12 protein-coding genes are annotated in these 14,319 nt (G+C 54.9%); 7 read left to right on the top strand and 5 right to left on the bottom strand.

Annotation, left to right across the window (positions count from 1 at the left end):
* The first annotated feature begins 447 nt into the window (after positions 1-447).
* From AC5Q5A_RS13615 to AC5Q5A_RS13605, 3 genes are all read left to right on the top strand, one after another.
* The gene (locus tag AC5Q5A_RS13615) at positions 448-1,737 is read left to right on the top strand and encodes a polyhydroxyalkanoate depolymerase (RefSeq protein ID WP_064790520.1); all 1,290 of its coding nucleotides are present in this window, start codon (positions 448-450) and stop codon (positions 1,735-1,737) included.
* Between the two features lie 246 nt (positions 1,738-1,983).
* Positions 1,984-3,849, top strand: a complete 1,866-nt coding sequence (locus AC5Q5A_RS13610) for a monovalent cation:proton antiporter-2 (CPA2) family protein (protein WP_493895613.1) — start codon at positions 1,984-1,986, stop codon at positions 3,847-3,849.
* A gap of 80 nt (positions 3,850-3,929) precedes the next feature.
* On the top strand, positions 3,930-4,670 hold the full coding sequence (locus AC5Q5A_RS13605; protein WP_493895612.1) for an SDR family NAD(P)-dependent oxidoreductase: 741 nt from the start codon (positions 3,930-3,932) through the stop codon (positions 4,668-4,670).
* 7 nt (positions 4,671-4,677) lie between these two features.
* On the opposite strand, the gene AC5Q5A_RS13600 is transcribed toward AC5Q5A_RS13605, so the two are convergent.
* The 4 genes from AC5Q5A_RS13600 to AC5Q5A_RS13585 all read right to left on the bottom strand — a co-directional run bounded on the left by AC5Q5A_RS13600 (position 4,678) and on the right by AC5Q5A_RS13585 (position 8,483).
* On the bottom strand, positions 4,678-5,292 hold the full coding sequence (locus AC5Q5A_RS13600; protein ID WP_493895611.1) for an NUDIX domain-containing protein: 615 nt from the start codon (positions 5,290-5,292) through the stop codon (positions 4,678-4,680).
* Positions 5,293-5,307: 15 nt separating this feature from the next.
* Positions 5,308-6,096 (bottom strand): alpha/beta fold hydrolase, encoded by a 789-nt coding sequence (locus AC5Q5A_RS13595; RefSeq protein ID WP_493895610.1) that lies wholly within the window; start codon positions 6,094-6,096, stop codon positions 5,308-5,310.
* A gap of 176 nt (positions 6,097-6,272) precedes the next feature.
* Positions 6,273-6,434 carry an RSP_7527 family protein gene (locus AC5Q5A_RS13590; protein ID WP_157088485.1) on the bottom strand — a complete coding sequence of 54 codons (162 nt, stop codon included), beginning with the start codon at positions 6,432-6,434 and terminating at the stop codon, positions 6,273-6,275.
* Between the two features lie 498 nt (positions 6,435-6,932).
* Entirely contained in the window at positions 6,933-8,483 is a 1,551-nt protein-coding gene (locus tag AC5Q5A_RS13585; protein ID WP_493895609.1) for an NAD-dependent succinate-semialdehyde dehydrogenase, read from the bottom strand.
* A gap of 198 nt (positions 8,484-8,681) precedes the next feature.
* Between AC5Q5A_RS13585 and AC5Q5A_RS13580 the strand changes: the two genes are divergently transcribed.
* Complete coding sequence (locus AC5Q5A_RS13580) at positions 8,682-9,146, top strand: c-type cytochrome (RefSeq protein ID WP_493895608.1); 465 nt, start codon at positions 8,682-8,684, stop codon at positions 9,144-9,146.
* A gap of 109 nt (positions 9,147-9,255) precedes the next feature.
* Here the strand turns inward: AC5Q5A_RS13580 and AC5Q5A_RS13575 are convergent, their stop codons facing one another.
* Complete coding sequence (locus AC5Q5A_RS13575; protein ID WP_493895607.1) at positions 9,256-9,957, bottom strand: cytochrome b/b6 domain-containing protein; 702 nt, start codon at positions 9,955-9,957, stop codon at positions 9,256-9,258.
* A gap of 341 nt (positions 9,958-10,298) precedes the next feature.
* Here AC5Q5A_RS13575 and AC5Q5A_RS13570 point away from each other — a divergent pair, with 341 nt between their 5' ends.
* The 3 genes from AC5Q5A_RS13570 (at position 10,299) to AC5Q5A_RS13560 (ending at position 14,319) form a co-directional block, all read left to right on the top strand.
* On the top strand, positions 10,299-11,567 hold the full coding sequence (locus tag AC5Q5A_RS13570) for an imelysin family protein (protein ID WP_493895606.1): 1,269 nt from the start codon (positions 10,299-10,301) through the stop codon (positions 11,565-11,567).
* A gap of 92 nt (positions 11,568-11,659) precedes the next feature.
* The gene (locus AC5Q5A_RS13565; protein ID WP_493895605.1) at positions 11,660-13,123 is read left to right on the top strand and encodes a di-heme oxidoreductase family protein; all 1,464 of its coding nucleotides are present in this window, start codon (positions 11,660-11,662) and stop codon (positions 13,121-13,123) included.
* Positions 13,124-13,191: 68 nt separating this feature from the next.
* On the top strand, positions 13,192-14,319 hold the full coding sequence (locus AC5Q5A_RS13560; RefSeq protein WP_493895604.1) for an imelysin family protein: 1,128 nt from the start codon (positions 13,192-13,194) through the stop codon (positions 14,317-14,319).

Genomic DNA, 14,319 nt, shown 5'->3' with positions numbered 1-14,319 from the left:
CAGATTTACCCCAACAGAAAACATGAGCCTTCCTCACATTCACTCCATCAGTCGCCTGCCAAGATCCAACGTTACATGCCAAAAACTTTTTATTGCATCGCAACAGTTTACGCTGCATTGCAAAATTTCACTCGACAAACCGGCAAAATTTCGTTTGAATCAGGGTGAAAAAAGATAATTCGTCATTTCCTCATACTTTATGGCTATTGCTTGTCTGCGGAACTCAAGTAGGCTTTGAAGCAACAATTGGATTTCAGAACGCTGATCCCCAGATATTGAGCAACGGGCGTCAGATCGGCCAACGGAAATTATTCGTCCCGACCGGAATTCTGAAACAAGCCAGATTACGTGCGCAGGTAAGCTGTGCGCGGATAAAACAGGGTGAAATGCCGTAAACCAGGTCGGTGACCACTTAAATCTTTGTCGGTCACCCGGGAGTGAGAATAAATGCTGTATCACCTTTATGAATTGCAGCACGCCACAATAAGCCCGCTTCGCATGGCTGCTGATGCCAGCAAGAAGTGGCTGCGCAATCCGGCCAATCCAATGTCCTATACCCATCAGGGTCGGGCAGCGGCCGCAGCGTGTGACGTGTTCACGCATATTACCCATCGTTACGGCAAACCGGAATTCGGTCTGGACACGACGGTGATCAACGGCGAAACCGTGCCGATCACCGAAGAAATCGTCCACAGCGAAGCTTTTTGCAACCTGTTGCATTTCAAGCGGGAAACCGACCATCTGAAAACACAGCCCGATGACCCGCGCCTGTTGATTGTGGCACCGCTTTCCGGGCACTTTTCAACACTTCTGCGTGGCACGGTCGAAGCACTTCTGCCCGATCATGATGTCTATATCACCGACTGGATTGATGCCCGTCTGGTGCCCGTCCATCTCGGCCATTTCGATCTTGATAGCTATATCGATTATCTGATGCGCTTCCTGCGCAAGCTTGGCCCGAACACCCACATGATGGCCGTTTGCCAACCATCTGTCCCGGTGGTTGCCGCAGCATCCCTGATGGCAGCAGGCAACGAAGCCTGCCAGCCGGCATCGATGACCCTGATGGGGGGCCCGATTGATACCCGCGAAAACCCGACCGAGGTCAACAAGTTCGCCAAGCAGCATACCCTTGACTGGTTTGAGCAGCATGTGATTTCCCACGTGCCGCTGCCGCATGCGGGTGTGATGCGCCGGGTTTACCCGGGCTTTATGCAGCTTGCAGGCTTCATGAGCATGAATTGGGATCGTCACGTTTCCGCCCATCACGACATGTTCAATCACCTTGTCGAAGGTGACGGCGAAAGTGCCGATGCCAAGCGTCATTTCTATCAGGAATATCTGGCGGTCATGGATATGACAGCCGAGTTTTATCTGCAGACGCTTAAGGTCGTATTCCACGAACACAGCCTGCCTGAAGGCACGATGCGCTGGCAGGGTGTTCCGGTTGATCCATCCGCCATCACCAAAACGGCCCTTCTGACCGTTGAAGGTGAACGTGATGACATTACCGGCATGGGACAGACCCGCGCGGCCCACAAACTGACCACCAATCTGCCTGACAATATGCGCATGCATCATCTTCAGCAGGGTGTCGGCCATTACGGCGTCTTTAATGGGCGCCGCTGGCGTGAACAGATCAGCCCGCGGATCAAGGAATTCATCCGCCGTCACGATCATGAAGGCAAAGGTGCGCGAAGCGCCCCCAATGTCACGCATATCAACGCGGCCGAATAACACCTAACCGCAACCCCATATCAAAAGCCGCCTGCATAAAAACAGGCGGCTTTTTTGTGCTTGCTTAAGGCGTGAATCCAGAGATCTCCATCAGTTGAACCGATCAGGAGATCAAACATCTGATTTACCTCGCCCCCAAAAGCAGGCTAAATCAGACTGAAACCATTCCAAAATTCGCTGGAATGGTCTGTGAAATCGCATAAACAATACCTTCCCGCCAAGTACATTAAGCCCGGAGCCTGCCTGATGGAAATCCTGTCATCTGCGTTTATCTATCTCGTTGCAGCTGTGGTGGCGGTGCCAATTGCCCAGCGACTGGGGTTGGGATCAGTGCTCGGCTATCTGATCGCAGGCGTGATGATTGGTCCGGTACTGGGCATCGTCGGGGCCGAAGCCGCAGATCTTCAGCATTTTGCAGAGTTCGGTGTGGTTATGATGCTGTTTCTGGTCGGTCTGGAACTGCGGCCCGCCATGCTGTGGACGATGCGCGGGCAATTGATCGGCCTGGGCGGCATGCAGGTCCTGGGCACGACGGCGATCATTGGCGCGGCTTGCTATGCGCTGGGCCTGACATGGCAACAGTCCGTCGCGGTCGGCATGGTCCTTGCCCTTTCATCGACTGCAATTGTTTTACAAACCATGGGTGAAAAGGGTTGGCTTGGCACAGTCGGCGGGAAAAGCTCGTTCTCGGTTCTTCTGACCCAGGATGTGGCTGTCATTCCGATGCTTGCGATTATGCCGCTTTTGGTCGTATCCGGTGTTACCGGCGGGGTCGACCATGGATCGGCGCACGGCGGCATGTTGCTGGATCTGGTGCCGGAATGGGCGCAGCCACTTGTGATTATCGGCGCCATTGCCTCCATCGTGGTTGGCGGGCGCTATTTGATGCGGCCAATCTTTCGCTTTATCGCCAAGGCGCATCTGCGTGAAGTATTCACCGCAGCCGCACTGTTGCTGGTGATTGGCACCGCACTTTTGATGAATGCCATCGGCCTCAGCCCGGCATTAGGCACATTCCTTGCCGGTGTCGTGTTGTCCGACAGCGAATATCGCCACGAACTTGAAAACGATATTGAACCGTTCAAGGGGTTGTTGCTGGGCCTGTTTTTCCTGACCGTCGGGGCCGGGATCGATTTCAACCTTTTGTTCGATGAACCCGTCACCTTGTTTTCCATCGCGCTTGGCATCATGGTGATCAAGGCAATTGTCCTGTTTGTAATCGCAAGCAGTGTGCGCATGTGTGGCGTTGATCGCATGCTGTTTACGGTTGGCCTGGCGCAGGCGGGTGAGTTTGCCTTTGTCTTGTTCGGGATGGCATTCGCCGTTGGTGTCCTGCCCCTTGATCTGGTGCAGAAACTGACTTTGGCAGTTGCATTGACCATGATGCTGACCCCCGCGGCCTTTATCATACATGAAAGACTGCTGGCACCGCGCCTGATCCGGACAGGCAATCGCGAGGCCGATGAAATTGACGAAACCGGTTGTATTGTTGTCGCCGGGGTGGGTCGATTTGGACAGATCATTACACGTCTGTTGGCGACCAACGGCCACAGCATTGTCGTCCTGGACCACGACCCGGAGGTTGTTGAAAACCTTGGGCGGGTTGGTTTCCGCGGATATTATGGCGACGCAATGCGCCCTGATCTTCTGCACAATACGGGCATTGAGAAAGCCAAGCTTTTCGTTGCTGCGATTGATGATCGCGAAAAGCTGACCCAACTTGTCGCCCATGTCGCCAAACATTACCCGAATGTCCGCATTCTTGCCCGCGCGATCGACCGCCACCATGTTTATGAACTTGAAAATGCAGGCGCTCATTGCGTGGAGCGCGAAACATTCGAAAGCGCGCTTAACCTTGGCCGTGATGCACTGATTGAACTCGGCCTGACGCCGACCGGGGCTGAGCGCAAAAAGACCGCATTCCGCAAACATGATCTTGAAACACTTGATAAGCTGCGCGCGCGCTGGAATGAACATGGTATGGACAAGGGCTATATCGATACGATGCGCGCCCAGAACGAAACGCTGTTTGAAATCATGCGCGACGAACGCGACGAGCGCGATGAAAAGGACCAATCCCATAAATCTGCCAGCACAGAGCCCAACAGTTAATCGCAACAGTCATCCAGACGGTTTGAACCGCGCATGCTGTGATTGCGTAGGACATTGAGAAACAATTCAAGGTGCCTGCAATGACAAATCCCCCAACCCCGACCTTTAATACGATTCCCCCCGGGCAAATCGCGATTGTCATCGGGGCAACCGGCGGGATTGGTCAGGCCTTTGTCAAGCATCTGACCGCGTCGGGGCACTTTTCAAGCGTCTTGGAATATTCGCGCAAAACCACACCAGCACTGGATTTCACCAATCAGGCCACCATCGAGGCCTGTGCGGAGAATGCCAAGCAACAAGCCGCTGATCGCGGTTGTGATATCCGCCTGATCATTGATGCCACCGGCTATTTGCATGACGAGAACTTCCAGCCGGAAAAATCCCTGCGCCACATTGATGCCGACTACATGGCCAAGCAGTTTCAGATCAACGCGATTGGACCGGCGCTTTTGATGAAGCATTTCTGCCCGCTGTTGCCGCGATCAGGCAAATCGGTGTTTGCCACCCTGTCGGCCAAGGTTGGCAGTATTGGTGATAATCGCATGGGGGGCTGGTATGGATACCGTGCGGCCAAGGCAGCGCTTAATCAACTGGTCAAATGCACCGCGATTGAAATCGGGCGGAACAAGCGTGATTGCGTTTGTGTGTCTCTTCATCCCGGCACCGTAGATACCGGCCTTTCCGGCCCGTTTGCCAAATCCGGACTGAAAGTACAAAGCCCGGACGAGGCGACGGCCAATATGCTGAACGTTATTGATCAGCTTGATGTCCCGCAATCTGGTGGGTTCTTTGCCTATGACGGTACAGAGCTGCCTTGGTAAAGCGGGCTTAATCAAACAGCTTGGTCAGAAGAGCGTGCTGTAACAGGATAATGGTCTTGGCATCGCGGATGCGGCCATCGGCCATCATCGGAACGATGTAGTCAAAGCCTATCTCAAGCACATGGATATCCTCGCCCTCTTCATGCAGGCCGCCACCATCGCCTTCGCGGTGATCGCGGGTGACTTCGGCAACGAACAGATGCAGACGTTCGGTGACGGATCCCGGGCTCATGAAAAGATCAAAGACCTGGCGGGGCTTTCCGATCTTATAGCCGGTTTCTTCTTCGACCTCGGCAATGACGGCTGCGGCCGGATCACGATCATCAAGCACACCCGCCGGCACTTCGATCAACATGCCGTCTTCATTGCCATTGACAAAGCTTGGCAGGCGAAACTGTCGGGTGAGGATAACGGTACGATCCATGCGGTTATAAAGCAGGATGCCCGCGCCATTGCCACGTTCATAAGCTTCGCGCGTCTGACTTTGCCAAGATCCATCTGATCGCTTCAGATCAAAGCTGACGCGATAAAGCCGATACCAGTTATCCGACAGACATTCGATATCACTGACACGGACGTGATCCTGATCGGGAAGAGACCAGCCTTTGGGCAGATCGAACATGATGGCGTCACCGGACTAGCGTTTCAGGAAGGCAGACAGGGTCAAAAGCACGGCGTCGGGTTTCTCGGCATGCACCCAGTGGCCTGCGCCCTTGATGCTGGTAAAGGCTGCCTTGGGGAAAAGCGACTTGATGTGATCGCGGTCCTTGGGATCGACATAGTGCGAGTTTGCACCCGAAATAAACAGGACATCGCCATCATACTGATCGGCAAGCCCGTCCGTTGGCCAACCGATGATATCGTCAAGATGATTGGCCATGGCATCAATATTGACCTGCCATGACATAGCACCCGTTTCCTTGTCGGTTGCGACATTCTGGGCAAGGAATTGACGCACGCCCTTTTCCGATACGCCAGAAGACAGGGCGTCTTCGACCTCGGAGCGGCGCGAAATGGTGGAAAAGTCGACATCGCGCATGGCACTGATATAGCCGCTATAATCATGGTCATAGGAAACCGGGGCAATATCGACCACGACAAGATCGGCAACCAAACCGGCATCAGCCGACAGGGCAAGCACCATCGATGCCTTGCCGCCCATCGAATGCCCGACCAGATGCACCGGTTTATCGGATACCTCGCCAATCAGTTCGGCCAGATCGGCCGCCATGGCCGGATAGGTCATTTCCGCGTCCCAGTCGGAGCGTCCGTGATTTCGCAAATCAGCGGTGACAACGTGATACTTTTCCGCCAGCCGCCGTGCGATGGCCGTCCAGTTGCGGGCCTGACCAAACAGGCCATGGACAATCACGATGGTGCCGTTGTCACGGTTTTCTTCGCCAAAGGCGTAATGGGCAAGTTTCATAAAGACCAACTTCTGCGCAATTCGAACGGGGTCGATCCCCCTTAATAGCGGTGCAAACTGCGAAGGTGAAGTGCCTAGGCTCAGAACCCAAACAAAAACACCTCCGCAACAACGAGATGCGGAGGCGTTTTTAAGCGTACCGATTGAACGGTCGCAGGGGGTGGTTGGCTGCGCAATTACGCGCCAGCAGCAACACCACCGTGGGGTTTGTTGTGTGCGCCAAACAGGGCACCAACTTTGCGTACCAGTGCAACAAGCATCTGACGCATAGCCTGTGCACGGAGGTGTTCAGCTTCGCGCTGCAGGGCAACCAGGTCATAATCACGATACATTTTCATGTCCGTTTCCTCTTAAAAGCATCCGGCGTTGTTCCCGCCGGGGTTTCGCTGTGTGTTTCGTTAAACCCGGTGTACGCCTGTTTGATCATACCGACGAGAAGAGTTTTATCACCCCAAACATGCATTCAACGCATACCTATGATCAACAATGATATAATTTCGTCATGCATATTTCACATATTTGTATCATGACAAATAAGACGTTCGTTTTGCTCACATTTTCAGGCCTGAAAACCCTCAACATCTCGCCAAATCTATGATGACCCTAATATGAAGATGCTCTGCCCGACTGTATTTCAAGTCCTGCGCAGAAGAAAACTCATCGAAAAATACTTGGTGCAGATCGATTTTTCGCCAAATGCGGTCAAAATTGCGGATATTTTCGCCAGAGTCACACCGCACAATTTTGCATAGCTCATCCAAAAGCAGAAAACGGCAATACCCGATCAGGATATTGCCGTTTTACGATCCGCCTATATGGGGGTTCTTTACACGCTGTCAGATGCCCGACTTAAGGGCGTAATTGAGGTATTTGGGCTCAAGATATTCCTCAAGCCCCCAATGACCGCCTTCGCGGCCCTGACCACTTTCCTTGACCCCGCCAAACGGTGCACCTTCGTGACTGGTGGTGCCATCATTGATGCCGACCACCCCGACTTCCAGACGATCTGCAAGCCGTTGGATCCGACCAATATCGCGACTGTAGATATAAGAAGACAGTCCGGTGCGCACCCGATTGGCAAGTTTGATCACGTCATCTTCGGTGCCAAACCGATAGATCGGCGCCACCGGGGCAAACAGTTCCTCGTCAAAGCAATCGGCATCATCGGGCACATCGGTCATCACAAGTGGCCGGGTGAAAAAGCCTTCGTCGGGCAAGTCCGCGCCATAGATCAGGTTTGCACCGCGTTTTTGGGCATCGGCGACAAGGCGTTCGACCTTCGCCACCGCCTGCCGGTTGATCAGTGGCCCCAATTCCGTGCCGGGCACAAATCCATTGCCGATGGTCTGTGCCTTGCTGGCGGCAACGAACTTTTCGACAAAGGCATCATAGACACCGTCCTGGACGAAAATGCGGTTGGCACAAACGCAGGTCTGACCACTGTTGCGGAACTTTGAAATCATCGCGCCCGCAACGGCCGCATCAAGATCAGCATCATCCATGACGATAAAGGGCGCATTGCCGCCGAGCTCCAGCGACAGTTTTTTCATCGTCGGCGCACATTGTTCCATCAAACGTTTGCCCACCGAGGTTGAACCGGTGAAGGACAACATCCGAACGCGCTGATCCCCTGTCAGGGCCTCGCCTATCGGATGGGGAAAACCGGTCACGACGTTAAACACACCCGGCGGAAAACCGGCCTGTTCGGCCAGTTTGGCCGCCGCCAATGCCGAGAGCGGGGTATCCTCGGCCGGTTTGACAATCACGGTACAGCCTGCCGCCAAGGCGGGCGCACATTTGCGCACCACCATGGTCAGCGGGAAGTTCCAGGGCGTAATCGCCGCGACCACACCCACCGGGTGCTTTTGCACAACAACGCGACGATCGCGCTGGGTTGCGGGCATGGTTTGACCATAGGCGCGCTTGGCTTCTTCGCCATACCATTCGGCATAGGCAATCGCACCGACCACTTCGCGCAGCGCCTGATCAAGGGGCTTGCCCTGTTCAAGGGTGATCAGGGCAGCGAGGTCCTCTTGATGGGTTTCAAGCAAGTCACGCCAGCGGCGCAAGATATCTGCCCGTTCGCGTGCCAGCATGCGCGACCATGCCGGAAAGGCCGCGTGGGCCGCATCAATTGCCTGCCGGGCCTCGGATGTGCGCATAAATGGCACTGTGCCAATCACGTCACCCTTTGCCGGGTCGATTACGTCCAGCGTTTCACGACTGTCGGCCGCCCGCCATTCCCCGTTGATATAGGCATGTTTAAGGTTCCAGTCGCGGATAAGGGCGCGTGCACGCGCGCGTCCCTCGCGAATGAGGGTCTCGTTGGCCTGCGGATCCGGGGCGGATGATGCGGAGGGTGAATTATTCCGGGTGGCAGCGGACATGGGCGGGACTTCCTTGGCACGCGATAACAAAAACTTTGGTGATCACGCGCTTGTGATTACAGTTTCGGGGGCACTGCTGGGACACTAAGCCTTGCGGCGGGCTAATGGCAATAACGTGCTTACATCTCAATATAAAAAACTAAACTGAACGCTGCACTCAGAGAGACACTTTAACGCGTTTTGGAGAGAGAACCCAAGATGAAGAAGCTCCTTTTTGCCGGTCTCCTCGGCACGATCATAACTGCAGGTGCCGCATTCCCGATGATGGCACAGGCCGATGAAGCATCCGACAACGCCGCGGTTGAAAACCGCAAGATGCTGATGGATGGTATTGGCGGCGCGATGGGTACACTTGGCTGCTATATGAAGGGTGAATGCACCCTGCCCGATCCCGTTCTGGCCAATCTGACCAAGGGCATTGCGTTTTCAGCGGGTGCCGCCCCGGCGGCGTTTGAGCCGCAAACCCCGGATGCATCCGTCAAGACAACGGCAAGTGCCGATATCTGGACCAACTGGGATGATTTCTCTGGCCGCTTCCCGGAAATGCAGCAGGCCGCGCTTGCGCTGGCCGATGCTGTTGGTGACAAGGGTGCAATGGGCGCTGCGATGGGTAATCTTGGCAAGTCCTGCAAAGGTTGCCACGACGAGTTCCGCACCAAGTAAAACTTGATCTTGCGGCCCCACCCGATCACGGGGTTTGCAGGCAAATCAAAAAGGCCAACGTTCCATCAAGGGAACGTTGGCCTTTGTTATTATTACCCGCGGCCCCGAACTAACCGCGCGCCAGCGTCACACCGCCCCACACCACAAGCGCACAGACAATCAGGATCAAAATCCCCAGCACGGGTGACGCAAACCGGATATTTGCAAAGCGCCCTGCCAGTTCAGCGGGCACGCAGCGAGTGCCAATCACAATCGCCCGGATGAGGTTTTCGCGTTTGATGACCAGATAAAACAGCGCGGCAAAGACATGTAGCCCGACGGCGGCATAGATCAGGTTGATATTGGTGTGATGGATCCAGTTCATGGTGCTGGCAAAATCGGAACTGACATAAGCCACCAGCGGCCCGTCAAAGAACAGGAAGGTATCCTCGCTGGCGAACAGGCCAGATACCGCTTGCACCCCGACCAGCAAGATCATGACCAAAACCATCCAGCCCCCGGCCGGGTTATGCCCGGTATATGTCAGTTCAGAGGTCGAACCCTTGGGCAATTTCCCCAGATAACCGATCACATGGCGTGGACCGGTCAGGAAATCGGCAAAGCGGGCGTTTGAGCTGCCAACAAAGCCCCAGATGATGCGAAAGATCACAAGCGCCAGAACGCTGTAACCGGCGATGGCATGGATATCAATCATCACCTGTCGATTGCTCCACCAGGCCGTCACAATGGCAACGACAAGAGCCCAATGAAACAGGCGAACCGGGAAATCCCAAAGTTTGACTTTCTTTTCGTCTGCGGACGGGGTGCTCATCGGGTCTCTCTCTTTGCACGAATAGGGGTTATTCAATTGCGGAAAATATCGCACAGCAGTTTCCGTCAAGAAACTTAAAGACAGATCAATTTTCCATACCACTACAAATTGCCCTCGGATGCCGGGTCAACCAACGGTTACCACATTACCGAAACCTAAAACTTTGCGAATTGCCAATTCTTTAATTGAAAATCATTCTCACAAGCAGTATCAATTGGTGGAAGCAAAGTGATCAGGGTCACAGTTCCTGTGCGCGTTCAGTTTTGGGCGTGACGGATTTTCACCTTGATCGAAGGGGCTTTTGCCCTTGGCTCACCATTCAGGGATAGATGGGAACTCCTATGAAGATCGCAAAGATTCTGGGTACGGCCGCACTGGTCACTACCCTTGGCGCGCAGGCATATGCCGCACCGGCCGCCAAAGACGTGCTGACCACTTATGCCGATATCGCGCATGCCGGTTACGAAGATTCACTGATCACCGCCAAGGAACTGCAGGCGGCGATTGATGAACTGGTTGCAAATCCGTCGGCCACGACCTTTGATGCCGCGAAATCCGCATGGCTGGCGTCGCGCGCGCCCTATCAGCAGACCGAAGTTTATCGTTTCGGCAACGCGATTGTTGATGACTGGGAAGGCAAGGTTAATGCCTGGCCGCTTGATGAAGGTCTGATCGACTATGTCGAAACCGGCCTTTATGGCGAAGAAAGCGAAGAAAACCCGGCTTATACCGCCAATGTGATTGCCAACCCGACCCTGACCATTTCGGGCGAAACCATCGATGCCTCGACCATTGATGCGGCTTTGCTTGAAAGCCTGCATGAAATCGATGACGTCGAAGCAAACGTTGCCACTGGCTACCACGCGATTGAATTCCTTCTTTGGGGTCAGGACCTCAATGGGACCGATGCCGGTGCCGGTGAACGCAAATGGACCGACTACGCAGCCGGTGATGCCTGCACCAATGGCAATTGCGACCGTCGTGGTGAATACCTTCAGGCGGCAGTTGATCTGATGGTTTCCGATCTTGAATGGATGACCGCGCAGTGGGCCGAAGGCGGCGAAGCACGTGAAACCGTTCTTGAAGGTGATGGCGTTCCGGGCCTGACCGCGATTGTAACCGGCATGGGTTCGCTTTCTTATGGCGAACTGGGCGGCGAGCGTACCAAGCTTGGCCTGCTGCTTCATGATCCGGAAGAAGAGCATGACTGCTTCTCGGACAACACCCACAACAGCCACTTCTATGACGCGCTGGGCATCCAGAACGTTTACCTTGGCCGTTACACCCGTGTTGACGGTTCGGTTGTTGAAGGCCCGTCGCTTTCTGATCTGGTTGCGGCCAATGACGCGGCACTGGACACCGAACTGCGCGCCAAGCTGGCGGCATCGGTTGTTGCCGGTAAAGTCATGGTCACCCGTGCACAGGGCGGCGAAGCCTTTGATCAGCTGATTGCCATGGGCAACGAAGATGGCAATGCCGTTGTTCAGTCCTTTGTTGATGCGCTTGTCGATCAGACCAAATCGATCGAACAGATCATTGCTGCGGTTGGCATTGACGGTATCGAGTTCGAAGGTTCCGACAGCCTCGACAACCCGACTGCTGTCAACTAATCCTGATCATCAGGCACCTGCCTGACTGACTGTGAACGGCGGGGGATGATGTCTCCCGCCGTTTTGCTTTGACCCCGGATTAGAAGACTTCCATGAACCGTCCCGCACCGAGATCTTCGTTTTCACCTGCACTCTCCTTGGCGGCGATTGGCTTTCTCCTTGCGCCAGTTGCAGTCAATGCACAAACCATTGGTGACCCCGCCCTGCCCGGCGGTGACACAGGCTGGACCGGGGCAAAGGGGCGCAATGCCTTCATGCACCAGTCAGCCAACATGAGCTTTGAAAAGCGGCTTGATTTCAAGCTGGGTGAAGCCCTTTTTCAAAGATTATGGGTCACCGCCCCGACCCGAACCAAGGCAGCAGACGGATTGGGTCCGCTGTTTAATTCACGCGCCTGCAGCGGATGCCATATCCGCAATGGCCGCGGTCATCCGGTTGACGAAAATGATAGCGAAGCCGGGGCAACATCGATGTTGCTGCGTCTGTCCATCCCGCCACAAACCGCCGATCAACTCCGCGATCATCTGGATGGCAAACTGGCCACCCTTCCCGACCCGGTTTACGGCGGCCAGTTTCAGGATTTCTCAATCCCCGGCATTCAGGCCGAGGGACGGGTCAAGGTGACCTATAGAACAACCGACGTTCTTCTGACCGGGGGTGAGACGGTTACCTTGCGCAACCCAAGCTATGAAATGACCGATCTGGCCTATGGGCCGCTGCATCCTGATATCATGGTGTCCCCGCGCCTTGCCCCACCGATGATCGGGCTTGGGCTGTTGGAAGCCATTCCTGACAGCACCCTGATCGCGGCCAGCGATCCGCAGGATGAAGACGGCGACGGCATATCCGGGCGGTTTAATCAGGTCTGGGACATTGCCAAATCAGAAATGGCGATTGGCCGGTTTGGCTGGAAGGCCGGCATGCCGACCCTTGATCAGCAAAACCAGAATGCGTTCCAGTTTGATATCGGCCTTTCCACACCGCTGTATCCAAATGCCAGCGGTGACTGCACGACTACGCAAACGGATTGCATTACCGCACCCGATGGCAATGATGATGAGTTCGAGGGGCTGGAAGTCCATTCGGTAATGACCGATCTGGTGCTGTATTACGCGCGTAACATTGCCCCGCCGGCCCGCCCGAACGCCAATGATGCGGATGTTTTGGCTGGCGAAAAGATTTTTGACACCGTCGGCTGTGCATCCTGCCACACACCGCGCTACGACTTGCCCGAACGTGCTGACATGCCCGAACAATCCGGACAGGTGATCTGGCCTTACACGGACCTGTTGTTACACGACATGGGCGACGGCCTTGCCGATCACCGGCCAGAGGCACAGGCATCGGGCACTGAATGGCGTACGCCACCGCTTTGGGGGATTGGCCACGCGCAGGAAATTGATCCACGTGCCCGCTTCCTGCATGACGGGCGGGCAAGAACCATTCTTGAAGCGATCCTGTGGCATGGTGGTGAGGCCGAAACCGCCCGCGAGGCAGTCACAAAGCTGCCACCATCGGAGCGCAGTCAATTGTTGGCATTTCTAAAGTCATTGTGACGCGGTATATGTCGCAAGACCGAATACCAAACCAGATACCAAATCACGTGAATATCGGGATAAGTCATATGTTCTGCAAACCGAGCTGGCGCACCTTGTTGCTTTCGACCACCACCGTTCTTGCTGTTGGTGTGATCAGCCCCGGTGCCCGTGCCGATATTCCCGATGAAAACTATCAACCGGTTCTGGCGCACTTGCTGGGCACCGTGATGCCACCCAAGCTTGATGACTTCCACGCGGCAACGGAAAATCTGACCAGCGAGTTCAAGGATTTCTGTTCAGATCCCGATAAGGGCGGACTTGAGGACACCCAAGCCGCCTTTCACAAAGCGATGGATATCTGGCAGGAAATCCAGCCCTGGCGCATGGGGCCGCTGGTTGCCAATGGCCGTGATCAGCATATCGAATACTGGCCGGACAAACATGGCACTGCTGCCCGTCAGTTCCGCAAACTGATGTTTGATAAACCGGCCGCCTATACCGATCCCGAAAAACTTTCTGGTGCCAGTGCAGCACTTCAAGGCTTCCCGGCACTCGAAGAAGTCCTGTTTGCCGATGATCACGGTGATCAGATGGTTGCGGCCGATGAAGATGGCGTGTTCCTGTGCCAGTACGGCACGGCAATTGCCACCAACCTTGGTACGCTTTCGGGCGAATTGCAGGCCGAATGGCCGGGATTTGCCACGGCAATGGAAAATGCCGGACCCGATAGCATGGATTATCCCACCGCCAAGTTTGCCGCGACCGATCTGTATCGTGCCTTACATGAAGGGCTTTTGATCATCTCAAGCCAGAAGCTTGCCCGTCCGCTTGGCAATGGCGAGGAGGACGCCAGTGCAGGCCGTGCGGAAAGTCCGATTTCAAAACGTTCCCTTCGTAATATCGAACATAACCTTATTGGACTGTTTGCCATCTATGACGGCACGTGGGGAGATGTTGGTGAAGAAGGCAAAGGTCTGGCCGCGTTGATTGACAACAGCCTGCTGGATCGGTCGTTCAAGCTTAACTGGCAGACTGTTGGCGACACAGTGGCAGAGCTTTCGCCCTCTGTTGCCGAGGTGCTGGAACAGCCCGATGGTTATGCCGTGCTGACAGACCTTAAGGGGCAGATTGATTTCCTGACCACGCTTGTTGAAAACGATGTCGGCGGCAATACCCAACTTGGTGGCGGCTTTAACGCGCTTGATGGTGACTAG

It is taken from the genome of Thalassospira sp. CA1, assembly GCF_059052855.1.
Note: the sequence above shows the minus strand (reverse complement) of the source record. Positions and strands in the feature narration are given on the sequence as shown.